This window comes from Aureimonas sp. AU22 (assembly GCF_001463745.1).
Lineage (GTDB): Bacteria > Pseudomonadota > Alphaproteobacteria > Rhizobiales > Rhizobiaceae > Aureimonas.
The window spans coordinates 14,490-37,751 of record NZ_BBWJ01000052.1; the positions used below are offsets into that span (position 1 = coordinate 14,490).

The window sequence follows — 23,262 nt, forward strand, 5'->3', positions numbered from 1 at the left end:
GCGCATCGAGCCCGCGCGTGGGCTGGACAAGCGGTCGGGATGTCGTCATCGGGCGCCCTTCGATGCTGGGCGGCGAGCGATCGGCCGCCGCCGGGCAAGGGCCGAGCCGGCCCACCGCGTTCCGGCGAATGGGCGCAACAGGGCTCCTGCGTCGGGCAGGGGGATACTCCGCTTTCGGGCGTTCATGCAATGGCCGCGGCGCAGCACAAGGGAATTCAACCGGTTAGGCTATGCGGGAGTTACGTAAGCGTAATTCGTTTCCCGGTATGATTCCAACGAGGTGCCCGACGTCCGCCCTGTCGGAAAATTTTCACGAGATTTCGGCGGCGGCGGTCCCGTTCGCCTCGGCGCGAAGCTGCCCGGCGTCGTGAAGATAGGCGTCCGACCGCATCTCGATGAGGCGCGAGACGGTGCGATCGAACTCGAACGCCTCGGTGCCGCCGGCGGCCCGGTAGAGTTTGTCCGCCGGTGCCTCGGCCGAGACCACGATCCGCCGGTGCGCGTCGTAGAGCGTGTCGACGAGGAGGATGAAGCGCTTGGCCTCGTTGCGCTCGCTCATCCCCATGACCGGCACGCCGTCCACCATCAGCGTGTGGTAGTGCGCGGCGAGCGCCAGGAAGTCCGCCGCCCCGAGCGGCCGGGAGCAGAGGTCGGCGAAGGGGAAGCGCGCCGCGCCCCCGCCCGCCCGCGGCACCGCGATCGTTCGGCCGCGGAAGGGAAGCGTCTCGGCCTGCTCCTCGGCACCCCCGAGGATCGATCGCCACAAGGCGTCCATCCGCCGATCCGCCTCGTGTCCCAGAGGCGTGACGTAGAGGTCCCCCGCGCCGATCGTCTCCATCCGGTAGTCGGTCGGCGCGTCGAGAAAGAGGATGTCGGTATGGCTTTTCAGCGTCTCGACGAAGGGCAGGAAGAGCGGGCGGTTCAGCCCGTTGCGGTAGAGGTCGTCCGGCGCGACGTTGGAGGTCGCGACGAGCGTCAGCCCACGCGCGAAGAGCGCGTCGAAGAGGCGCGACAGGATCATCGCGTCGGCGATGTCGGTCACGGTGAACTCGTCGAAGCACAGCAGCCGCGTCTCGGACGCCACGGCCTCCGCCACCGGCGGGATCGGGTCGTCCCCCTTCGCCTCGCCGGCCTTCACGGCCGCGCGGTGCGCGTTGATGCGCCCGTGCATCTCGGCCATGAACTCGTGGAAGTGGAGCCGTCGCTTGGCCTCGATCGGCGCCTTGGCGAAGAACAGGTCCATCAGCATGGACTTGCCGCGACCGACCGAGCCATGGATGTAGAGCCCGCGCGGCGCGGGCGGCCGTTCGCGCTTGCCGAAAATCCAGCCGAGAGCGCTGGATTTCGTGGGAAGCGCCGCGGCCTTCAACTCGCGCCCCAGGCGGTCCAGCCGGTCGGCGACGCCGGCCTGCACTGCGTCCTCGCGAAGCGTCCCCGCCCCGACGCGCCGCGCGAGTTCGGCGCGCACCGGTCCGCGCTCGCCTCCCACAGAGCCGTAGCCTTGATGCGACATAGGAGGAGACCTTCTGGAAGACGGGTGCGGCGGCCTCGTTTCGAGGCCGGAACGATGGCGTTGCGTGCCATCGACCGAGCAAGGGGCGACGCCGCGCACGTTCGCGCGGCGTCGCCTGCCGAAGATCAGCGGTAGAGGCTGACGGACTGGCCGCCGCTCGTCGTGCCCTCGTAGCGCGTGCCGCCCGTGTTGTTGAGCGTGGCCACGGTGGAGCCGCTGGAGTCCTTCAGCACAACTTGCGAGCCCGAAACGTCCCAGGCCGACACGTCGGCCACCTGCCCGGGGCAGCCGCGCGAGGCGGCGCGATAGCCGCCGGTCCACTGGGTCAGCGCCATGAAGATCTGGCAGTTGCCGCCGCCCGACGACACGCGCCACGCGCCGACGAGCCCCTCGCGCGTCACCGGCGCGGTGGAGGCGGTCTGCGTCGGGGCCGGCGTCTGGGCACCGGCCGCCGCGGCGTCCGCCGGGGGCGCTGCCGGCGTCACCGGAGCGGCGGGCGGCGGGGGCGGCGGGGGAAGCTGGTTCGAATAGACCTGACCCGTCGGGGCCGGGCGGAGCGGCGCCGGGCCCGACCGGACATTGCCGCCGCCGCCGAAGGTCGGCGCCGCCGACTGGCAGCCCGCCAGGGCCAGCACCGCCAGAAGGCCGAGGCCCGTTTTCGTCATCTGGGTCATCCCCGTTCCCCGTCTCTGGTTGTCGCGCGCCACAAGGCGCATCGTCCGCATCACCCGTGTAGAAAGGGTGTTTACCATGTTTCGCAATGGAAACGCCCGCAAAAGGCGACGGCGTCGCAAGCTCTGTGTCCACCGTGCCACGCCTGTCGCGGCCCGCGAGCGAGCCCGTGGCGGGCGTCGCACCGCGGCCCCCGTCCCGCGCGGATCCCGGCGCATCCGCGCCGCTCGTGCCGCGACGGGCGTCGCGGGGCGGGACGACCGGCGGGGCCCGGCCTCAGATCACGGCGTCTTCCACGTCTACGAGCGGGCGGTGGAAGTCGCCGGTCTCGGGGTCCATTGCCCAGAGCTCGGCGGTGGAGATGTCGAACCAGGCGCCGAACAGGCCGAGCTCGCCCGCCGCCTCGCGCGCGGCAATGTAGGGAAAGGTCCTGAGGTTGGCGATCGAGGTGCGGATCGAGATCCGCTCCAGCGCCGTCTGCCGCTCGCCCGGCGTCATCAGCTCGTTGGCCGCCACGGTATCGGCCACCGGCTGGAGAATGCTCATCCACTTGCCGATGAAGTCGCCGGGCGAGAGCGGCTCGGCGTCGGTCGTCAGCGCCGCCTTGATGCCGCCGCACCGGCCGTGGCCCATCACCACGATGTTCCTGACCTTCAGGGCCTGCACCGCGAACTCCAAGGCGGCCGAGGTGCCGTGGAACTCGCCGTCCGGATTATAGGGCGGCACGAGGTTGGCGACGTTGCGCGCCACGAAGAGCTCGCCCGCCCCGGCGCCGAAGATCGTCTCGGGCGCGGCGCGCGAGTCGCAGCAGGCGATCACCATGGTCTCGGGCGTCTGCCCGTCGCGCGCGAGCGCCCGATAGGTCTGCGTTTCCTGGAGGTAGCGGCCCTGGACGAAGCTGCGGTAACCGGACACGAGGGTTTCGGGGAGAAGGGTCATCGTCGCTCCGTAGCGGGTTTCGAACGCTTCTAGACCAGTTTGCGCCGCGCTCACAGAGCCGCGGAGGGCAGCCAGATCGCCACCGGGATACCGTGCGCGTCCCGCTGCAGGGGTTGCGGATGGGGGCATGCGCGGCCCGCCGCGATCGCCCGTGCCACGAGCAGCATCGCGCAGGCGTCGATCCGGTCGTCCTCGCCGGCCCCCGCCGGCCGCGGCGCGGCGAGAAGCCCTAGGGCCAACGCATGGCTACGCAGCACCGCGCGGCGCTCCTCCAGCCCCGGCGCGTGGGGCCGGCCCATGCGCTTCTTCGCATGGGTCATGGCCGATCCGCGGTTCAACACGGCGAAGGCGGCTTCCGGATGGCTCTCGAACACCCGGTCGCAGAGACCGGGCTCGGCTCGCAGGAGCCGGTCGATCTCCAGGATCTTGGGAAACAGCATGAAGCCCTGGCGCGAGACGCCGCGCGGCGGTTTGGATGCGGCGCGCGCCAGGCTCGAAGCGCGCCGATGCGCGGCGGCGCGCCCGGCCTCGTCCGGGTGGGGGCCGTCCCAGGCTTCCACCGCCGCCCGCGCCGGGATCGGGAAGAGGCTCGACCGCCGCCGGCCGAGAAGCGGTGCGACCGCCCTCTCGGCGCTTCGCCCGCCGCCCCCGATCCTCTCCGGCAGGCCGATCGGCATGTCCACGACGACCAGCGCGTCGCGCGGCAGGGCGGCCAGCAACGCGGAAAAGTCGGAGGACACCGCAAGCCCGGCGTCGCTCGGTCCCCGCTCGATCGCCGCGATCCAGCCGCGCCGGCAGCCGTCGACGCCGGCCAGCGTCCTCAACGCGGCGGCCTCACGCCCGGCGCCCGCCTCCGGCCGGTGCGAGGCGGCGCATCTGGACCATCGCCATCGGCGTCTTGAGACTGTCGGCGTCGGTTTCCAGCGTCAGCTCGTCCGCGCCGCGCTTGGTGGTGCGGGCCAGGATCTCGAACACGGCGGCCGTCGTGCCCTGCAACGCCTTCTCGCCGGTCGCCCCCGCGAGGATGCGGGCCAGGAACACCGCGCCGGTGAGATCGCCCAGCCCGTTGGGCACGCCCTCGATGCGCCGGTGCTCGGCCAGCATCGTGGTTCCCTCCTCCACCAGGAGGTTGCCGATCCCGCCGCGCAGCAGCGGAAAGGCCGAGGTGACGACGACGCGGGGTGGCCCGAGCGCGCTCGCCGCCTCCGCCAGATGGGCGTTGGTGGAGAATTCGAGACCGGTGAGGAACTCCAGCTCGAACCGGTTGGGGGTCGCGATATCGGCGCGCGGCACCAGGAGATCGCGGATCGCCGCCAGCGTCTCGGCGGGCTGGTAGAGACGCCCGCCCCCCTCCCCGCCGTCGCCGATCACGGGATCGCAGAGATAGAGCGCGCGCGGGTTCGCACGGCGCACGGCGTCCACCAGCCGGGCCGCGGGTTCGATCTGATGGGCGGCCCCGAAATAGCCCGTGATCACCGCCCCGACCTCGCCGAGCCAGGGCGCGCGCATGAGATCGTCGATGAAGGACGCGAACGCCGCCTCGTCCGGCACGATCCGCGTCGCCGGCCCGTGTCCGGGGTGCCAGGGCAGCGTGACGGTGGGCACCGACCAGACCGGATGCCCGAGCGACTCCAGCGCGAAGACGACGGCCCGGTTGCCCACCGTGCCGCGCGCGACATGGCTGGAGATCGACAGGACGGCCGGCTTGTCCCCGCCGGATGGGGAAGCGGGGAGGCTCATCGGGGCCCTTCAGACGGCGGAAAGCTGGTAGGCGAGACCGATGGCGAGGCCGAGGAACGCCACGAGGCCGGCGAGCCGGCCGATCCGGGTTCCGAGGACCTCCATCCGATCGGCCGGGTCCGCGTCGCCGGCCCAGAAATGCCGGCGCAGACCCCGCGCCATGCTCTCGGCGGCCGCTCCGGTCTGGGGCTCGGTTTCCTCGCGCACGCGGCGCAGGATGGCCTCGGCTTGCCGTTGCCGGGTTCGGTCGTCGGAAGGGTTCGTCATGGGCCTGGACCCTGGCGCAAAAGCATGACGAGAGCAATACGAGGGCACGCCGGCCGCAAGGGCTGAGAGAGATCGCCGGGGCATCCGCGCGCCCTATAAGCAAGGTTGCCCTCGCCGCGCCCTCATGATCCCGTCACGAGCCGATGCGATGATTCGCTACCGGGCTCGAAGCCGGGCCGACAGCCTTCCCAAGGGGACCATCATGCCGACCGAGCAGAACCCGACCAAGAACCGGATCATCGCCGGCGCTCTGGCACACCTGCCGGAGGGGGCGCCCGGCGCCCGGCTGGCGCCGCTTCTGTTCGCCCGTCCGCCCGCCGAGGATCTCGCCGCCTTCGCCCCGGAAGCCCTCGCCAAGCTCACCGACGAGGCCGTTGCCGTCCTCGACCGGCACCGGCCGGGTCAGACGGTGGTGTCCGTGCGTCGCCTGCGGGGCGAACTGCGGGCCGGCGAGCCGGTGACCGCCGTCACGATCGCCCATGACGACATGCCGTTCCTGTTCGATTCGGCCATCGCCGAGATCGCCGACCGCGCCCCCGCCATCCACGAGATCTCCCACCCGATCCTCGCGGTCGAGCGCGGGCCCGACGGCGCGCCCACAGGCTTTGCCGAGCGCCGGCCGAACGCGGCGGGCGGCGATCCCGTCAGCCTGATCCAGGTCGTGATCGAGCCGATGCCCGACCCGGCCGGCGAGGAGGCGCTGGCGCGCAGCCTGGAGGCGATCCTCGCCGAGGTCGCGGTGGCCAATGCCGACTTCGCGGCCATGCGCGCGCGCGTCGGCGCGGCGGCCCGAACCATCGAGGCACGCGCGGCCGCCGGGGAAGCCACCGAGGCCGCCGCCGCCGACCGCGAGGGCGCCGCCCTTCTCGACTGGCTGTGCGACGGCAACTTCATCTTTCTCGGCCTGCGCGAGTTCGACTACCATGCGGACGGCGAGGCGCTGCGGCGCGTCGAGGGGAGCGATCTCGGGATCCTGCGCGATCCCGGCGTGCGGGTGCTGCGCCGCGAGGGCGGGACGCAAGAGCCGAGCCCCGAGCTTCGCGCCTTCCTGGAGGACCCCGAGCCGCTGATCGTCGCCAAGGCCAACACGCGCTCGCGCGTCCATCGGCGCGGCTACATGGACTATGTCGGCGTCAAGCTGCGGGGCGCCGACGGGGGGCTGACGGGCGAGCTTCGCGTCGTCGGCCTCTTCGCCTCGGGCGCCTACACCCGCCCGCTCGCCACCATCCCCTATCTCCGGCGCAAGGCGGCCACCGTCATCGAGCGCTTCGGCTTCGCGCCCGGCTCGCATTCGGGCAAGGCGCTGGCCGTGGCGCTGGAGACCTATTCGCGCGACGAGATGTTCCAGATCGACGTCGATCTCGTGGAGCGGTTCGTGGGCATCGTCACCGAGCTCGGCGAGCGACCGCGCATCCGCGTCCTGCCGCGCATCGACCGGTTCGACCGGTTCGTGTCCGTGCTCGTCTTCGTGCCGCGCGAACGCTACGACGCGCGCCTGCGCGACGAGATCGGCGTCCTGCTCGCCACGCGCTACGACGGCCACGTCTCGGCCTACTACCCGAACTTCCCCGAAGGCGCGCTCGCCACGATCCATTTCATCATCGGGCGTGCCGGCGGCCCGACCCCGGAGCCCGACCAGGCCGAGCTCGAGGCCGAGATCGCCGCGATCGCGCGCGACTGGTCGCTGGCCTTCGAGCGGGCCGCCGCGCGCACGGGGCGCATCGGCGAGCTGACGTCGCTCGCCCCCGGCCTGCCGGGCGGCTACCGCGACGCGGTGGACCCGGAAGAGGCGGTGGAGGACGCCGCCCGCATCCTGGAGCTTCGCGCCGGCGCGCCGCTCGGCATCGACTTCTACACCCGCGAGGGCGACGAGGACGCCTCGCTGCGCCTCAAGATCTTCCACCTGGGCGCGGCCCTGCCCCTGTCGCGACGGGTTCCGATCCTCGAGAACATGGGCTTCTCGCCGCTCGCCGAGCAGACGCACGAGATCGTGCGCGCCGACGGCGCCCATGTCTGGCTCCACGACATGGAGCTGATCCCCCGCGGCCACACCTTCGCCGCCCCTGCCGACAAGGGTCTGGCGCTGGAGGCGACGCTCCAGGCCGTGGTGGACGGGCGCATCGAGGACGACGCCTTCAACGCGCTGGTCTTCTCGGCCGGCCTCGACTGGCGCGAGGCCAACCTCCTGCGGGCCTATGCGCGCTACCTCCGGCAGACCGGCTTTGCCACGACCGCGGAATTCATGGCGCAGGTGCTGGAACGCCAGCCCGACGTCGCGCGCGCGCTCATCGACCTCTTCGCCTCGGCCTTCGACCCGGCGCGCGAGCGCCGCAGCGATCCCGTACCCGCCGAACTGGAAGGCGACGCGGAGGCGGCCTTGGCTGCCGCGCGCGGCGCGCTGACCCCGCTCCTGTCCCTGCGCCGCGCGCTCGACGCGATCACCAGCCTCGACGAGGACCGCGTGGTGCGCCGCCTGATGGGCGCTGTGCTGGCGACCCTTCGCACCAACTTCTACGCCGTGCCGGACGTCTCGAGCGACCCGAACTCGGTCCCGACGGCGGTGAAGCCCGCGCTCGCCTTCAAGATCGACCCGCACCGGATCGAGGGCATGCCAGCCCCGGTGCCCTACCGCGAGATCTTCGTCTTCGACGCGCGCGTCGAGGGTGTGCACCTGCGCTTCGGCCCGGTGGCGCGCGGCGGCCTGCGCTGGTCCGACCGCTCCCAGGACTACCGCACCGAGATCCTCGGCCTCGTGAAGGCGCAGCAGGTCAAGAACGCGGTGATCGTGCCGGTCGGCTCGAAGGGCGGCTTCTTCCCGAAGCGCCTCGCCGACGCCGCCAACCGCGAGGCCTGGTTCGAGAGCGGCCGCTCGGCCTACGTGGTCTTCATCGCCTCGCTCCTGTCGGTCACCGACAACCTCGAGCCGTCGGGCGAGACGGTGACGCCGACCGGCGTCGTCGCCTACGACGATCTCGACCCCTATTTCGTGGTGGCCGCCGACAAGGGCACGGCGACCTTCTCCGACACCGCCAACGCCGTGGCGCGCGCACGCGGCTTCTGGCTCGACGACGCCTTCGCCTCCGGCGGCTCGGCCGGCTACGACCACAAGGCGATGGGCATCACGGCGCGCGGCGCATGGGAGGCGGTGAAGCGCCACTTCCGCGAGATGGGTCGCGACGGCCAGGCGTGGGACATCCAGGCCGAGCCCTTCACGGTCGCCGGCTGCGGCGACATGTCGGGCGACGTCTTCGGCAACGGCATGCTCCTGTCGAAGAAGATCCGGCTCGTCGCCGCCTTCGACCACCGCGACATCTTCATCGACCCGAACCCGGACGAGGAACGCTCGTTCGCCGAGCGCCAGCGCCTCTTCGCCCTGCCCCGCTCCTCCTGGGCCGATTTCGACCGCTCCGCGATCTCGAGCGGCGGCGGCGTCTTCTCGCGGCGCGACAAGCTGATCCGCCTGTCGCCGGAAGCGGCCGCCGCCATCGGCTTCGACAAAGCCACGGGCACGCCCGCGGAGATCATCACCGCGATCCTGAAGAGCCCCGTCGACCTTCTCTGGTTCGGCGGCATCGGCACCTATATCCGCGCCTCCACCGAGACGAACCTCGACGTCGGGGACCGCGCCAACGATCCCGTCCGCGTTACGGGCCGCGAGATCCGCGCCAAGGTGATCGGCGAGGGAGCCAATCTCGGCCTCACCCAGGCCGGCCGCATCGAGGCGGCACGTTCCGGCGTCAGGCTCAACACCGACGCGATCGACAACTCCGCCGGCGTCAACACCTCGGACGTCGAGGTCAACTTCAAGATCGCGCTGCGCCAGCCGCTCGCCGAGGGACGCCTGTCGCGCGAGGAACGCGACCGGCTTCTCGGCTCGATGACCGACGAGGTGGCGGCGCTGGTGCTCGCCAACAACTACGCGCAGACGCTCGCCATCTCGCTGGAGGAAAAGGCCGGCGTCTCGCGTCTCTCGCTCCAGGCCCGGCTGATGGCGGCGCTGGAGGAGACGGGCGCGCTCGACCGACAGGTGGAGACCCTGCCGTCGGTGGCGGCGATCGCCGATCTCAGGGCGCGCGGCCAGAGCCTGTCGCGGCCCGAACTCGCGGTGCTCCTGGCCTATGCCAAGATCGATCTGTTCAACGCCCTCGTCGCGAGCCCCCTGCCGGACGATCCCTATCTCGCCGGCCGGCTCATGGCCTATTTTCCCAAAGCGCTGCGCGAGAAGTTCGAGGCCGATGTCCTCGCCCATCGCCTGCGCCGCGAGATTGTGGCGACGGGGCTGGCCAACGCCTTCGTCAACCATCTCGGCCTTTCCTTCGCGACCGTCCTGCGCGACGCCACGGGCCGCTCGGGCTCGGCGCTGGCGGCAGCCTATGTCGCGGTCCATGACGGGTTCGAGATCCCCGACCTTCTTCGGGAGATCGACGCGCTCGACGCGCGCCTGCCCGGCGCCCTGCAGAACGAGCTTTATGCCGCCGTGTCGTTCTTCCTGCAGGTCGGCGTCGTGGGTCTGGCGCGCTCCGGCGCCTTCGATCTCGGCGAGACCGTCGCGGCGCTCAGGCACCTGTCGGCCAAATTCGGCCCGGCTCTCGTGGACATTGCCAGCGAGCACGCCCGCGACGAGTTCTTCACGCGTCAGTCGGGATGGACGGCGGCCGGCGTCCCGGAGGAACTCGCCACGCGCATCGCGCGCCTGCCCCTCCTTGCGCTCGTGCCGGATGTCGAGCGTGTTTCACGTGAAACGGGCCGGCCGTTCGACGAAGCGATGCGCGCCTATTTCGCGGTGATCCAGGCGCTGCATATCGGCCGATTGGAGGAAGCGCTCGTGTCGCTTCGCCCCACGGACTACTACGAAACGCTGGCGCTGGAGCGGGCCGGCAGCCAGATCGCCCGCGAGCGTCGCCGCCTGACGATCCTGGCGCTCCAGGAGGGCGAAGGCGACGATCCGGTCGCCGACTGGACGGCGGCGCAGGGCGAGACGCTGCGCTCGGCCGCCGAGCAGCTCCAGCGGCTGGCGGGAACCGGCGAGACGTCCGTGTCGCGCCTGACGCTCGCCGCCGGCCTGCTGCAGGATGTCGGTGTCTGAACGCTGATGCCATGGCGGGGGCACGCCGGATGTCCGGCGGCCTCACTCGTCGATCAGCTCGAGGCCGATGGCGGTGGCCTCGCCCCCACCGATGCAGACCGCCGCGACGCCCCGCGAACCGCCGCGCGCTCGCAGCGCGTTGAGGAGCGTCACCAGGATGCGCGCGCCCGAAGCGCCGATCGGATGGCCGAGCGCGCAGGCGCCGCCGAGGACGTTCATCCGTTCGTGGGCGATGCCAAGGTCCTGCATGGCCACCATGGGAACCACGGCGAAAGCCTCGTTGACCTCCCAGAGATCGACCTCGGGCACCGTCCAGCCGCAGCGCTGAAGAAGCTTGCCGATCGCGCCGACCGGCGCGGTGGTGAAGAGGCCGGGCTCATGCGCGAAGACGGCATGGCCCACGATGCGCGCGAGCGGCGTCGCGCAGCGCCGCTCGGCCTCCGATGCCCGCATCAGGACGAGCGCGGCCGCCCCGTCCGAGATCGAGGACGCGTTGGCCGCCGTCACCGTGCCGCCCTCGCGAAAGGCGGGCTTCAGGGTCGGGATCTTGTCGGCGCGCGCCTTCGCCGGCTGCTCGTCCTCGCCGACGACGCGGGCGCCGCCGCGTTCGGGCACTTCGACGGGGACGATCTCGCCCGCGGAGATCCCGCTGCGGCCGGCCTCCAGCGCGCGCGACAGCGATGCCAGCGCATAGTCGTCCTGCTCCTGCCGCGAGAAGCCGTAGGTGCCGGCGCAGTCCTCGGCGAAGGTGCCCATCAGCCGGCCCTTCTCGTAGGCGTCCTCCAGCCCGTCGAGGAACATGTGGTCGAGCACGCGGCCGTGCCCCATGCGAAGGCCCTCGCGCGCCTTGGGCAGGAGGTAGGGGGCGTTGCTCATGCTCTCCATGCCGCCCGCGACGACGACATCCGCCGATCCCGCCACGAGTTGGTCGTGGGCGAAGATCACCGCCTGCATCCCCGAGCCGCACATCTTGTTCAGCGTGACGGCCGGCACGCCGAGCCCGAGGCCCGCCTTGAGGGCCGCTTGCCGGGCCGGAGCCTGGCCCTGACCAGCGCCGAGGACGCAGCCCATGAGGACGCCGTCCACCGCGTCGCCGGCCATAACGCCTTGCGCGATCGCGGCGCGGATGGCGACGGCGCCGAGATCGCTGGCACCGAGCGATGCGAGATCGCCGAGAAACCCGCCGAGCGGCGTGCGGCGGGCTGCCACGATGACGACCGGATCGACGCGCATGTGCCTTCTCCCTTCGTGTCCCCAGGCGATGACCGTGCGCCGGGTCACAGTCCGCTCCCCTTGGTTAGATACGCCCCGGCCTCGTATCCGACAGCCAGCCGCGGCGACCGAGGAGACGAATCCGCCCTTCGCCGAAATGGGGTTGTTCGCCCCCGCACGGCGCCGACACGGGCGCGCGCCTTCGGACGTTGTCGCATGAAAGAGGCCGGGGCCGCAGACAGCACGCCCCCCGGCAGATGGCGCTCGGCCGGGCGTCGTCTCAGGTCGGGTTGGCGCTGCCGTCGCCGTTCGGACTCGGCACGGCGTCCGGCGGAATCACCGGCGTCGTGCCGGGATCTGGCGCCGGCACCGGCGCCTCGATGCCGCTCGTGCCGGTCTCGGGCGGCACCAGCACGCCGCCGCATTCGGCGAGCTGGCCGCTCAAAGACCCGCCGTCGGCACCGGGCTGCGCGGCGCAGGGGTCGGTGGAGGGGGGAATCGCCTGGCCCGGCGCGTCCTCGTTTGCCGATGCGGGCGGCGGGACCGCGGTCTGGGCAACGGCGGCGGAAGCGGCACTCAAGAGAAGCGCGGCGCAGAGCGGAGCGAGAAAGCGATGGGTCATCGGACATCTCCTGTTCGATGAGGGAAACGCCCGCCGCGCCCGATCGCTCCCTGGCGAGAATCCGAAGGCCGGGGCGTGCGCGCCGAGCCCCGCTGGCTAATGCCCGCCCGCGCCCTCGACGTGCCGGCGGAAATTGTCGAGGATCGCCTGCCACCCCTGGCGCTGCTGGTCGAGGGAATGCTCGGTCTCCGGATCGAACGACACCCGGACGAGGGTCCCCTCGCCTGCCGGCTGGAACACGACGCTCGCGTGCCGGTCGCCGAACGCCGTGTCGATCCGCTCGTGCGGGACGACGGCGGTGTAGGTTCCCGCGAAGTCGAAGCCCATCGACCCGTCCTTGGCCTCCATGCGCGAGCGGAACGCGCCGCCCTCGCGAAGGTCGACGCTGGCGGCGGGGCAGTGCCAGTCGTCCGAGGCGAAGTTCCATTGCCGGATGCGGTCCGGCGTGGTGTAGGCGTCCCAGGCCTCCGCCACCGGCGCGCGCACGCTCGTTTCCACCGTGATCCGCTCAAGGCCCATCGCCATCCTCCGCTCCGGTTTCAGGCCGCATTCCATCGCGGATCGGGCGAGGGGGCAAGGGCTGGCGCGAGCACCCGCCCCCGGTTTTCGCCTTCAGTGCCGGAAGTGGCGCATGCCGGTGAAGACCATGGCGATGTCGTGCTCGTCGGCGGCGGCGATCACCTCGGCGTCGCGCATCGAGCCGCCGGGCTGGATCACCGCCCGCGCCCCGGCCGCGACCGCCGACAGGAGGCCGTCGGCGAACGGGAAGAAGGCGTCGGAGGCGACGACCGAGCCTGTCGTCAGCACCGGGCCGCCGGCCGCTTCCGCCGCGTCCTCGGCCTTGCGGGCGGCGATGCGCGCGCTGTCGACGCGGCTCATCTGGCCGGCGCCGATGCCGACCGTCGCGAGATCCTTGGCATAGACGATGGCGTTGGACTTCACGTGCTTGGCGACGCGGAAGGCGAAGCGCAGGTCCGCCATCTCGGCCTCCGTCGGCGCGCGCTTCGTCACCACCTTGAGGTCGAGCGCGTCCACCGTGCCGGCGTCGCGCGACTGGACGAGGAGCCCGCCCGCCACCGACTTGACCACAAGGCCCGGCGCGCGCGGGTCGGGCAGACCGCCGGTGAGGAGCAGGCGCAGGTTCTTCTTGGCGGCGACGAGGGCGATCGCCTCCTCGTCGGCGTCCGGCGCGATGATCACCTCGGTAAACACCTCTATGATCTCGGCGGCCGCTTGCGCATCGAGCCGGCGATTGAGCGCCACGATGCCGCCGAAGGCCGAGACGGGATCGCAGGCGAGCGCCCGTCCGTAGGCCTCGAGGATCGTCGAGCCTTCCGCGACGCCGCAGGGGTTGGCGTGCTTGATGATGGCGACCGCCGCCGCGCGCGCCGGATCGAATTCGGCGACGAGCTCGAAGGCGGCGTCCGTGTCGTTGATGTTGTTGTAGGACAGCGCCTTGCCCTGCACTTGCCGCGCGGTGGCGACGCCCGGCCGCTTCGAGCTGTCGAGATAGAAGGCCGCCGTCTGGTGCGGGTTCTCGCCGTAGCGCAGCGAGGAGGCGAGCGTGCCGGCAAAGGCGCGCCGGGTCGGGGCCGTCTCCTCCACATCGCCTGCGAACCAGGTCGAGACCGCGGCATCGTAGGCGGCCGTCATGCCGTAGGCCTTGGCGGCGAGGCGACGGCGCCGGTCGAGGCCGATCTCGCCGCCGTTGGCGCGCAGTTCCGCGAGAACGTCGGCGTAGTCGGCCGGGTCCGTCAGCACCGAGACATAGGCATGGTTCTTGGCGCCGGCGCGCATCATGGCCGGGCCGCCGATGTCGATGTTCTCAATGATCGCCGCGCGGTCGGCGCCGGACGCCACCGTCTCGGCGAACGGGTAGAGGTTGACCACGAGGAGATCGATGCCGTGTATCTCGTGGGTGTCCATCGCGGCCGCATGCGCCGCGTCGCCCCGGATGCCGAGGAGCCCGCCGTGGACGTTCGGATGCAGCGTCTTCACCCGCCCGTCCATGATCTCGGGAAAGCCGGTCAGTTCCGCGACGTCGCGCACGGGAAGTCCGGCCGCCTCCAGCGCGGCGCGCGAGCCGCCGGTCGAGACCAGTTCGACGCCGAGATCACTCAGCCCCCTCGCCAGCTCCACCAGCCCCGTCTTGTCGAACACGGACAGGAGGGCACGGGCGACCTTGTGGCGATCGGGGGCGGGGGTGCGATTGGCGGCGACGGCCATGGCGGCATCCTTCTCGGGCGGCACGAGGCGCCGCCTCGGGCGGGAGGCGCGCCTTTCATGCCGCCCCCATAGGACGGGCCGGCCCGCCGCACAACCATGACGGCGGGCGCTTGGGTGCCTATCCCATCACCCGGCGGTAGAGATGCCAGGTCGCGTGGCCCAGCACCGGCAGCACCACGGCGAGGCCGACGAGAAGCGGCAGCGACCCGAGCATCACCAGCGCCGCGACGATCGCCGCCCAGACGGCCATGGTCATCGGGTTCGCCCGCACCGCCGCGACGGAAGCCGCCATCGCCTCGCCAGCGCGGTAGCCCCGGTCGAGGATCAGCGGCAGGGACAGGGCGCCGATCGAAAAGGCGACGGCCGCGAAGAGGAAGCCGACGAGGTGGCCGACGACGAGGAGGGTCCAACCGGCCGATGTCGAAAGAAGCGCGTTGAGGAAGCGCGGGTAGCTGGTGGCCGAGACGTCCGGCGCCAGGAGCGCGAACAACGCTTGCGCGCTGAGGAGCCAGAGCGCGAACAGGGCGAGAAGCGTCAGGGCGACGCGCGTGATCGCCCCGCGCGCCGGCCCCTGGAAAACCGCAAACGCCTCGCGCCAGGAGGGATGCTCGCCCTGCTCCTCGCGGCGGCTGATCTCGTAGAAGCCGAGCGCCGCGACCGGGCCGAGAAGCGCAAAGCCCGCGACCAGCGGGAACAGGATGGGAAAGGCGTTGGCATTGGTGGCGGCGAGGGCGATCGCGATGCCGGCCAGGGGATAGATCGCGGCCAGGAACACCAGATGCGTCGGCCGGCGGCGGAAGTCGGACAGGCCTTTCGACAGGCTCAAGGTCAGATCGGCGGTGGTGATGCGGCGGATCGCGGGCAGGCGATCACCCGTCAGCCGGGACGCATCGATGGGCAGAGCTCTCATGATCCGTTCTCCTCTGGCCGAGGATGAGCCGGTCGAAGCATCATGGCCGGTCGGACCGGCGGGAGCGGGCGGCCAGGAGCCGAACTCCCGTGCATGCGATCGGGAGAACTTAGGCCGCAGATCCGCTCTTGGCGAGCGGAGATGGGCGAAACGCCCCTCGAGCATGTCCAGCGAAAGCCGAAACGGCTTTCGCGCGCCGACAATGCGACAAATGAAGGCCCTAAGGCCGCACCGCAAGCGCCGCGTCGCCGGGCTGGGCGGGGCGGACGGGGACGGCAGGCGCGGAGGCCGCGGAGCCCGCCGCGGGGGCACGCCGGCCGCCGAGATCGTCCAGCGTGTTGGGAAGCACGCCGACGGCGCGGTTCATGCTGCCGCAGCCCGACAGGAGAACGAGAAGGCCGAGGCCGAGACAGATGCGATGCATGGGCGGATCTCCGGGCGGGTTGCCCTCGGAGATAGGGCGCGATGGCCGGGCGTCGCCGTTCGTCGGCCCGCCCGCCGTCAGCCGGCCGTCACCCCTGGCGCTCGAACCGCCAGTTGAGGTCGGTGCGGTCGAGGCAGTCGAGCGGCAGCACGATCTGGCGCGTGCGGCGCGGTCCGGCGGCATCGGCGAAGAAGATCGATTCCTCCAGTTGCGCCTCCCCGTCGGAGAAGAACCACCACACCTCCTCGCCGTGGACGAGGCGCAGCCCTTCTCCGGCCGTTTCCACCTCGACATCGGGGTGGAGGTGGAACCGAAGCGTTCCCATCGGCTCGTCGCAGGCCATGCGATGGGCGCGGCCGGCCGCCTGGAACAGGCGGTCGATGCCCTCGATCCGCCGCCCGTCGCGCGACAGGAAGAGCTGGCGCTCGTGGACGAAGCCGAAGGGCTGGCGATAGCCGTCGTGGGCGGCGGTGAGAACCTGGCCCTCGCGCGTTTCCTCGCGGTTCACCGGCACGCGGGTCGGCCCCGGCAGGAGCGGACCGCCGAGGAAGCGGTCGACGGCTTCCGAGCGCGAGAAGCGGGACGAGGACTGGTCGTTGAGGGTGAGCGTGGAATGAGCGGCCGTGGTGCGAGACAGGCGACGCCAGCCGCCGTCGATGCGTACCGGCGCGCCGCAATTGACCACGAACCGGCGGCCGCCGGAGGAGAATTCGAGCGCCAGCGTGCCGGCATGGGCGTCGTGCGAGACGTCGGGCGCGGGCGGCGCGCCGGTGTCGGCGACCACCACGGTCAGCCCGGCGGCGAGCCGGTGATAGCCGGACTGGCGCATCTGGCTGATCGGCTCGCCCAGCGTCTCGTCGTGCTGGAGGAGGGCGGCCGCGAGGTGATGGTCGGGCGCGCCCGCGCCGTTGAAGAGGGCCAGCGCCCCGTCTCCATGGCGGAAGAAGCGAAGCGCGGGCAGCATGCGGTCCACCGCGCCGAACACGCCGCGCGGCGCGGGCAGGCCGCGCTCGGCAAAGAGCGTGCGCAGCGGCACGAGCTCGGCGAGGATCTGGGAGACGGCCGCCGGGTTGCGCGAGATGTGGCCGCCGTCGGCATGGACCTGTGCGTCGAGCTCTTCGCCGAGGAGCTTGGCGGCCTGGCGCACGGCTTGGGGCGCGTTCGGCTGCACGAGGGCCGCGGCCACGAGGGCGATGCGCACCCGCAACCGGGCGAGGCCGGCCGGCGCCGAGCCCGCCATGCGGCGGAGCTGGCGCGTCTCGGCCGTGAGCCCGCGGGCGAAACGCTCGGTGAAGGCCGCGTCGGCGCCCGACAGCACCGTCGGGGCGTGGGAGATCCAGGCGAGGATGCGGCTCGCCGCGACCTCGTGCTCGTAGGCGAGCGCGGTGCGCTGGCGTCGGCCGAGGCGCAGCCAGTCGCCGACGAGCGAACGCGCGTGCTCGCAGGACAGGGCGTCGCCGGCCCTGGCGAAATGGCGAAGCCAGCCGAAGCCGTGGAGTTCGGCGCGCCAGGGTTGCGCCTCGTCGCGGAGCGCGAAGGGCGAGCGGCCGTTGAGTTCGACGAGCTGCCCCGCGAGCCAGACGTGGCCGACATAGAAGCCGCGCGCGACCGACGGATCGCCCCGGCGCAGGTCGCCGAGCACCGCTACGGGAAGTCCGTTGCCGGCGGTCGGGCAGGACAGGGGGTGGCGCAGGAGCGTGCGCATCCGCGAGGCGGCGCGGCGCGCGATTTCGCGCACCATCAGTCCGGCCAGGCGAGGCTCGTCGACGAAACCCGTCGTCATCCGCATTCCCTCGCCCAAAGCGGCCTCCATCGATCCGCGCCGACACGAGCGCGGGGTGATCGAGGACCAATTTCGGCCAACAGGGTTAACGAGCCCTTAACGGACCGCAACCACGAGGCGGCAGGCTGATGCGGACCTTGCGCGGAAGGCCTTGCGGGCCAGAGATTTAGCCGAGGCGGCGCAACCTCGCGGCGAAGAAGCCGTCGAGCCCGGAGGCTTCCGGCGTCTCGCGCACCAGCATGGCGGGCGTGGTCCGCACGTAGCCCTCCGGCGTGATCGCGTCCGCGAGCCCCGGCACCTCGTCCGGCTGCACCGGCTCGTTTGCGAAATCTTTCCGCTCCGCCAGGAAGGCGCGGACCACCGCCTCGCCCTCCACCGGGTCGAGCGAGCAGTTGGAGAAGACGAGAAGGCCGCCGGCCGCCACGAGCCCTGCGGCTTCGCGCAGCATGCGCGCCTGGACGCCCGCCAGCTTCTCGACCTCCTCCGGTGTCTTGGTCCAGGCGACGTCGGGATGGCGGCGGATCGTGCCGGTGGAGGAACAGGGCGCGTCGAGGAGCACCGCGTCGAACGGGGTTTCCGGCCGGAAGGCGGCGAGGTCGCCGACATGGGTCTCGGCGGCGAGGCCGAGGCGGGTGAAGTTCTCCTTCAGGCGGCGCAGGCGCGAGGCCGAGATGTCGAGCGCGGTGACGTGGGCGCCCGCCGCCGCCATCTGCGCCGTCTTGCCGCCCGGCGCGGCGCAGAGGTCGATGGCGCGCCGCCCGGCAAGCTCGCCGAGCAGGCGCACCGGCAGGGCGGCGGCGGCATCCTGCACCCACCAGTCGCCGCTCGCAAAGCCGGGGAGTTCGCCGACGAGGCCCTCGCCCCCGGTGAGCCGCACCGTGCCGGTCGGCAGGACCTCGCCGCCGACCTGGGCCGCGACGGTGGCCGGTGCGCTGCGGGCGGTGAAGTCGAGCGGCGCCGGCACACGGTGGATCGCTGCGATCCGCAGCGCTTCGGCCGCGCCGTAGGCGGCCGTCCAGCGATCGAGGAGCCACGACGGCGTATCGAGGGCCGGGGTCTCGACCGCGGCCAGAAGCGCGGCGCCCTCGCGCGCGATGCGGCGCAGGACGGCGTTGACGAGCTTGGCAAAGCGCGCCGAGCGCGGATCGGCATTGGCCTGGCTGACGGCGAGATCGACCGCGGCGGCATCGGGCACGTCGAGGAACAGGATCTGCGCCGCGCCGACATGGAGGATGTGGCGCAGCGACGCCGCGCCGCCCGGCAGCGGCTTCTCGATGCAGGCGGAGACGACGGCCTCGATCGTGCCCCGGCGACGCAGCGCCACGGTCAGGATCGCCTTCACGAGCGCCTGGTCGCGTGCCTCCAGCGCCCGGAACTCCGGATGTCCGTGGCCCCGGTCGGTGAGCCCGTCGAGCGAGGTGCGCGTGTCGACCACCGCCGCGAGGAGACGGGCGGCGACGCGCCGGCTCGCCAGCCCCGGACGGTCGGGCGCCGCGGCTTTGAACGGACGCGGCGGCTTGGGCGACGTTTGGGGCGGACGAGGGCTTTTCATCCGCGATGCTATGGGCTGCCGCCGTCTCGGGAGCAAGCCCCGCGCGCGCGTCGGACCGCCGTGCCCCGAACCGTTGCGTTCGCAGGCGGCGCACGGCACAGGACGGGCACGATGGCGACACGGAGCTTGGCCCCGATGAACGACGACACCCCCGACGACGAGACCCTGCGCTTTGCCGCCCGCGTGTTCGCGCTAGCGCGCGAAGGCGATGCGGACGGGCTGGAGCCGCTTCTGGCCGGGGGTCTGCCGGCCGACCTTGCCAACGAGAAGGGCGACACGCTCCTGATGCTGGCGAGCTATCACGGCCATGCGGCGGCGGTGGCGCTGCTTCTCGCCCACGGCGCCGACCCGGACCGCGCCAACGACCGGGGCCAGACGCCGCTCGCGGGAACCGCGTTCAAGGGCGAAACGGAGGCCGCGCGCGCGCTTCTTGCGGGCGGCGCGGGCGTCGACGCGGCGGGGCCGGACGGGCGCACGCCGCTGATGATGGCGGCCATGTTCGACCGGGTCGAGATGGTGGAACTCCTGCTCGCCCACGGGGCGGACAGGACCCGGACGACGCCGGACGGCATCGATGCCCTGGGCGCCGCACGAACGATGGGCGCCCGCCGGACCCCGGCGCTTCTCGCGCCCGCCTCGCCGGATTGAGCACGGCGCTGGCTTTCGGCTCACGGGCGACCGGCGCTTCCCGGCGGGGAACGAGCGGCTCCGCCTTTAGCCCCAGGGGCCCTTGCGGCGGCCGGGAACCCGGCCCGGCGCGCGGCCCGCGCCGCTCCATGGACCGGGACGCGCACCGGCCGCGACCGGCGCGCGAGGCTGGACCGCGCCCATCTCCGCCGCCATCGCACCGAGGGCGTCGATGCGGTTCTGCGTGTCGGGATGGGTCGAGAACAGCCCGTCCATCCGCTGGCCGTTCAACGGGTTGATGATGAACATGTGCGCGGTCGCGGGATTGCGCTCGGCGTCGTAGTTGACCGTGCGCCCGGCGGCATCGGCGATCTTGGCAAGCGCGGAGGCGAGCCAGAGCGGGTTGCCGCAGATCTCCGCGCCGCGCCGGTCGGCGGAATATTCGCGGGTGCGCGAGATCGCCATCTGCACGATCATGGCGGCGAACGGCGCGACGATCATCGCGACGAGGACGCCGATGAAGCCGAGCGGGTTGTTGTTCTCGCGGTTGCCGCCGAGGAAGAAGGCGAAATTGCCGAGCATGGAGATCGCGCCGGCCAGCGTCGCCGTCACCGTCATGATCAGCGTATCGCGGTTCTGGACATGGGCGAGCTCGTGCGCCATCACGCCCGCGACCTCTTGCGGGGTCAGCCGTTGAAGGAGGCCGGTGGTGGCGGCGACGGCCGCGTTTTCCGGGTTTCGGCCGGTGGCGAACGCGTTGGGCTGGTCGTTCTCGACGACGTAGACGCGCGGCATCGGCAGGTTGGCGCGGGCGGCAAGTTCCGAGACGATCCGGTAGTATTCAGGCGCGGTGCGGGCGTCGACTTCCCGCGCATGGTGCATGCGCAGCACCATCTTGTCGGCGTTCCAGTAGGAGAAGAGGTTCATCGCCGCGGCGATGCAGAAGGCGATCGCCATGCCGCGCCCGCCACCGATGAGAAACCCGACGCCGGTGAAGAGGGCCGTCATCCCGGCGATCAGCATGGCGGTCTTGGTGGCGTTCATCGGCGGCTCGGGCTCCTGGCTGGCGTCTTCGGCGGTCGGGCTTGCCAAGCGGCTCGCCGACGCCGATCTCTCCTCCCGAAGTGGGACGCGGACGGGCGGTGGTCAACGGCCGCGCCCCACCCCGCCGCTTCATCCGCGATCCCTTTGCCGTGAGCTTTCCCCATGTCCGACGCCCGAGCCGACACCCCGACACCCGCCGCCCCTGCGCGCCGCCCGGAAGACCTCCCCCCCGCCGCCCGCCGCGCGCTGGCGGAGGCGGAGGCGAGGCGAGCTGCCGAGGCCGAGGCGGAGCGGCCGGCCGAAGTGAACGGGCGGGGCGGCGCCGAGCCGACGCGCTTCGGCGACTGGGAGCGGAACGGCATCATCTCCGACTTCTGACCTTCATAGGATGACTGTCCTGCCGCGGGGATCGATCCTTACTGGAACCTCGCCGATCGGAACAGGTTGATGGGAATATTGACCTATCCGTGTCATCCTGGCCGCATGCGAATCGCCCGCCTCCTCCTTCCCCTGATCGTGCTCTGCGGCTCGCCGGTGCGGGCGCAGGACTGGCCGCGCGAGATCGACTGGCCGATCCTCGCGCATGTCGTCAAGGTGCGCGACGGCGACACGATCGAGGTCGAGGCGTTGATCTGGCCGATGCAGACGGTGCGTGTGGCGGTCCGCCTTCGCAGCATCGATGCGCCCGAACTGAAGGGCGCCTGCGCGGCCGAGACCGCGGCGGCGGGCGACGCGCGCGATCGTCTCACGGCTCTCGTGGGAAGGGGACCGGTCTGGCTGACGCGGGTTTCGGGCGACAAGTATTTCGGCCGCGTCCTGGCCGATGTCGCGTCGCCGACGGAGCCCGATCTCGGCGCCCGGCTTCTGCGCGAGGGGCATGTCGACGCCTATGACGGCGGCCGGCGGCGCGACTGGTGCGCCACCGTCGGCAGCCGGCGAACGCCGTCCGGACTGGGGCGCGGCTGAGCCTCCATGCGTCTTGACCGGTGACCCCGCCGGTCCATCTGGAGGCGGCAAGGCGGCGGACGACCGCGCCCCGACGCTTCGTGGCGTCCTTCCTCGGGACGACCCGGCAGAAAACGCGACATCCTCATGCCTTGGGCCTATCTTCTCGTCGCCGGTCTTCTCGAGGTCGGCTGGGCGTCGGCTATGAAACAGTCGGCCGGCTTCACGCGTCTCGTGCCCAGCGTCGTGACCTTCGTGCTGATGTTCGGCAGCTTCGGGCTGCTCGCCGCCGCGATGCGCTCGCTGCCGCTCGGCACGGCCTATGCGGTCTGGACCGGCATCGGCGCGCTCGGCGCCTTCCTGGTGGGCCTCGTGTGGTTCGGCGAGAGCGCCCATCCCATGCGCCTTCTCGCCGCCGGTCTCATCCTCTCGGGCATCGTCCTGATGAAATGGGCGCCTACAAGCTGAAAACCGCGGGGCGGGTGGCCGCAGCTTTCCCGCCGGTCTAGAAGGGTTTCACGTGAAACACGAGTGCCGGTGCCGATGACCTCCTCCCCCGCCCCCTCCCCCGACGAGGCGCGCGTCGCCGCCGCGATCGGCGATCTCGTGCGCACGCTCGACCCCGGCTTTCCCGTCGAGCTGTGGACGGGCGAGCGCATTGGGGCGGCCGATGGTCCCGCCCTCGTCGTTCGGCGCGCGGACGCCCTCGCGCGCCTCGCCTTCAGCCCCCGCGTCGAGACGCTGCTCGGCCTGTGGATGGACGGCACGATCGACGTCGCCGGCGGCTCGTTCCTGGAGCTTGCGGGTCGGCGCGGCACGCGCGCCAAGGCCAGGGGCGCCTGGAAGCGTCTCAACAAGCGCGGGCTGCTCTCCCTCCTGCCCGCGCTCTGGCGCCTGCGCCGGACAGCCTCCCACGCCAGCCCCTCCGCCGGCGCGGAGGCGGGCGCCGATGCGGGAGCCAGCGGATCGACCAAACAGGCGATCCAGTACCATTACGACGTCTCCAACCGCTTCTACGAGCTCTTCCTCGACAAGCGCATGGTCTATTCCTGCGCCTACTTCGACGGCTGGCACGACGATCTCGACCGCGCCCAGGAAGACAAGCTGGAGATGATCTGCCGCAAGCTGCGCTTGGCGCCCGGCGACCGCTTCCTCGACATCGGCTGCGGCTGGGGCGCGCTCCTGATCCACGCCGTCTCCCGCCACGGCGTGACCGGCCACGGGGTGACGCTTTCCAAGGCGCAGTTCGATCTCGCCACGCGGCGCGTGCGCGAGGCGGGACTGGAGGACCGCATCACGATCGAGCTGAAGCCCTATCAGGAGCTGACCGGGACCTTCGACAAGATCGCCTCGATCGGCATGTTCGAGCACGTCGGCTTTCGCAACCACGACGCCTATTTCGGCGCGGTGCGGAAGCTCCTGCGCCCGCGCGGCCTCTACCTCCACCACACGATCGCCCGGCCGGCCAAGAAGGACCTGAAGACCTTCCACAGGGGCTCGCGCGAGTATCGCGCCATCACGCGTTTCATCTTTCCCGGCGGCGAGCTCGACTACATCGGCCACTCGCTGCAGAAGCTGGAGGCGCACCGGTTCGAGGTCCACGACGTCGAGAACTGGCGCGAGCATTACGGGCGCACCTGCCGGATCTGGGCGGAGCGGCTGGAGGCCAATTTCGAGGCGGCGGCGGCCGAGGCGGGCGC

21 protein-coding genes are annotated in these 23,262 nt (G+C 71.8%); 6 read left to right on the forward strand and 15 right to left on the reverse strand.

Annotated elements, in window-relative coordinates:
• Positions 1-310 precede the first annotated feature (310 nt).
• From zapE to AUL34_RS19675, 6 genes are all read right to left on the reverse strand, one after another.
• Positions 311-1,513, reverse strand: a complete 1,203-nt coding sequence (zapE, locus tag AUL34_RS19650) for a cell division protein ZapE (RefSeq protein ID WP_082653527.1) — start codon at positions 1,511-1,513, stop codon at positions 311-313.
• Between the two features lie 125 nt (positions 1,514-1,638).
• Complete coding sequence (locus AUL34_RS19655; protein WP_156421023.1) at positions 1,639-2,178, reverse strand: protease inhibitor Inh/omp19 family protein; 540 nt, start codon at positions 2,176-2,178, stop codon at positions 1,639-1,641.
• Positions 2,179-2,461: 283 nt separating this feature from the next.
• Positions 2,462-3,124, reverse strand: coding sequence for a carbonic anhydrase (locus tag AUL34_RS19660; protein WP_061937746.1), 663 nt, complete (start codon positions 3,122-3,124; stop codon positions 2,462-2,464).
• 50 nt (positions 3,125-3,174) lie between these two features.
• A complete protein-coding gene (locus AUL34_RS19665) occupies positions 3,175-3,948 on the reverse strand; it encodes a DUF429 domain-containing protein (RefSeq protein ID WP_061937749.1) in 774 nt (257 codons plus the stop codon).
• A 10-nt stretch (positions 3,949-3,958) separates the two neighbouring features.
• Positions 3,959-4,864 (reverse strand): pyridoxal kinase PdxY, encoded by a 906-nt coding sequence (gene pdxY, locus AUL34_RS19670; RefSeq protein WP_061937752.1) that lies wholly within the window; start codon positions 4,862-4,864, stop codon positions 3,959-3,961.
• Between the two features lie 9 nt (positions 4,865-4,873).
• The gene (locus AUL34_RS19675; RefSeq protein ID WP_061937755.1) at positions 4,874-5,131 is read right to left on the reverse strand and encodes a hypothetical protein; all 258 of its coding nucleotides are present in this window, start codon (positions 5,129-5,131) and stop codon (positions 4,874-4,876) included.
• A gap of 202 nt (positions 5,132-5,333) precedes the next feature.
• On the opposite strand from AUL34_RS19675, the gene AUL34_RS19680 reads away from it, so the two are divergent.
• Positions 5,334-10,217 carry an NAD-glutamate dehydrogenase gene (locus AUL34_RS19680; protein ID WP_061937800.1) on the forward strand — a complete coding sequence of 1,628 codons (4,884 nt, stop codon included), beginning with the start codon at positions 5,334-5,336 and terminating at the stop codon, positions 10,215-10,217.
• Positions 10,218-10,259: 42 nt separating this feature from the next.
• Here AUL34_RS19680 and AUL34_RS19685 read toward each other — a convergent pair whose 3' ends face one another.
• The 8 genes from AUL34_RS19685 to AUL34_RS19720 all read right to left on the reverse strand — a co-directional run bounded on the left by AUL34_RS19685 (position 10,260) and on the right by AUL34_RS19720 (position 18,946).
• Positions 10,260-11,450 (reverse strand): acetyl-CoA C-acyltransferase, encoded by a 1,191-nt coding sequence (locus AUL34_RS19685; protein ID WP_061937758.1) that lies wholly within the window; start codon positions 11,448-11,450, stop codon positions 10,260-10,262.
• Positions 11,451-11,709: 259 nt separating this feature from the next.
• Complete coding sequence (locus AUL34_RS19690; RefSeq protein WP_061937761.1) at positions 11,710-12,051, reverse strand: hypothetical protein; 342 nt, start codon at positions 12,049-12,051, stop codon at positions 11,710-11,712.
• Positions 12,052-12,147: 96 nt separating this feature from the next.
• Positions 12,148-12,570: an SRPBCC family protein gene (locus AUL34_RS19695; protein ID WP_061937803.1), complete on the reverse strand. Its 423-nt coding sequence runs from the start codon at positions 12,568-12,570 to the stop codon at positions 12,148-12,150.
• Between the two features lie 93 nt (positions 12,571-12,663).
• A complete protein-coding gene (purH, locus tag AUL34_RS19700) occupies positions 12,664-14,277 on the reverse strand; it encodes a bifunctional phosphoribosylaminoimidazolecarboxamide formyltransferase/IMP cyclohydrolase (RefSeq protein WP_061937806.1) in 1,614 nt (537 codons plus the stop codon).
• Positions 14,278-14,395: 118 nt separating this feature from the next.
• Positions 14,396-15,187: a DUF2189 domain-containing protein gene (locus AUL34_RS19705; RefSeq protein WP_061937764.1), complete on the reverse strand. Its 792-nt coding sequence runs from the start codon at positions 15,185-15,187 to the stop codon at positions 14,396-14,398.
• A 220-nt stretch (positions 15,188-15,407) separates the two neighbouring features.
• Positions 15,408-15,611, reverse strand: coding sequence for a hypothetical protein (locus AUL34_RS19710; protein WP_061937766.1), 204 nt, complete (start codon positions 15,609-15,611; stop codon positions 15,408-15,410).
• An 88-nt stretch (positions 15,612-15,699) separates the two neighbouring features.
• Positions 15,700-17,394, reverse strand: coding sequence for a heparinase II/III family protein (locus AUL34_RS19715; RefSeq protein WP_192845796.1), 1,695 nt, complete (start codon positions 17,392-17,394; stop codon positions 15,700-15,702).
• 166 nt (positions 17,395-17,560) lie between these two features.
• Positions 17,561-18,946 carry an RsmB/NOP family class I SAM-dependent RNA methyltransferase gene (locus AUL34_RS19720; protein WP_061937771.1) on the reverse strand — a complete coding sequence of 462 codons (1,386 nt, stop codon included), beginning with the start codon at positions 18,944-18,946 and terminating at the stop codon, positions 17,561-17,563.
• 135 nt (positions 18,947-19,081) lie between these two features.
• Between AUL34_RS19720 and AUL34_RS19725 the strand changes: the two genes are divergently transcribed.
• Positions 19,082-19,594, forward strand: a complete 513-nt coding sequence (locus tag AUL34_RS19725) for an ankyrin repeat domain-containing protein (RefSeq protein WP_061937774.1) — start codon at positions 19,082-19,084, stop codon at positions 19,592-19,594.
• A gap of 66 nt (positions 19,595-19,660) precedes the next feature.
• Here AUL34_RS19725 and htpX read toward each other — a convergent pair whose 3' ends face one another.
• Entirely contained in the window at positions 19,661-20,617 is a 957-nt protein-coding gene (gene htpX / locus AUL34_RS19730) for a zinc metalloprotease HtpX (protein ID WP_061937809.1), read from the reverse strand.
• 162 nt (positions 20,618-20,779) lie between these two features.
• Here htpX and AUL34_RS19735 point away from each other — a divergent pair, with 162 nt between their 5' ends.
• The 4 genes from AUL34_RS19735 to AUL34_RS19750 all read left to right on the forward strand — a co-directional run.
• Positions 20,780-20,995 (forward strand): DUF1674 domain-containing protein, encoded by a 216-nt coding sequence (locus AUL34_RS19735; RefSeq protein ID WP_061937779.1) that lies wholly within the window; start codon positions 20,780-20,782, stop codon positions 20,993-20,995.
• A gap of 105 nt (positions 20,996-21,100) precedes the next feature.
• Positions 21,101-21,583, forward strand: coding sequence for a thermonuclease family protein (locus tag AUL34_RS19740; protein WP_061937782.1), 483 nt, complete (start codon positions 21,101-21,103; stop codon positions 21,581-21,583).
• Positions 21,584-21,709: 126 nt separating this feature from the next.
• On the forward strand, positions 21,710-22,030 hold the full coding sequence (locus tag AUL34_RS19745) for a multidrug efflux SMR transporter (protein WP_061937785.1): 321 nt from the start codon (positions 21,710-21,712) through the stop codon (positions 22,028-22,030).
• A 75-nt stretch (positions 22,031-22,105) separates the two neighbouring features.
• On the forward strand, positions 22,106-23,262 hold a 1,157-nt coding region (locus tag AUL34_RS19750; protein WP_061937787.1), incomplete at its 3' end, for a cyclopropane-fatty-acyl-phospholipid synthase family protein.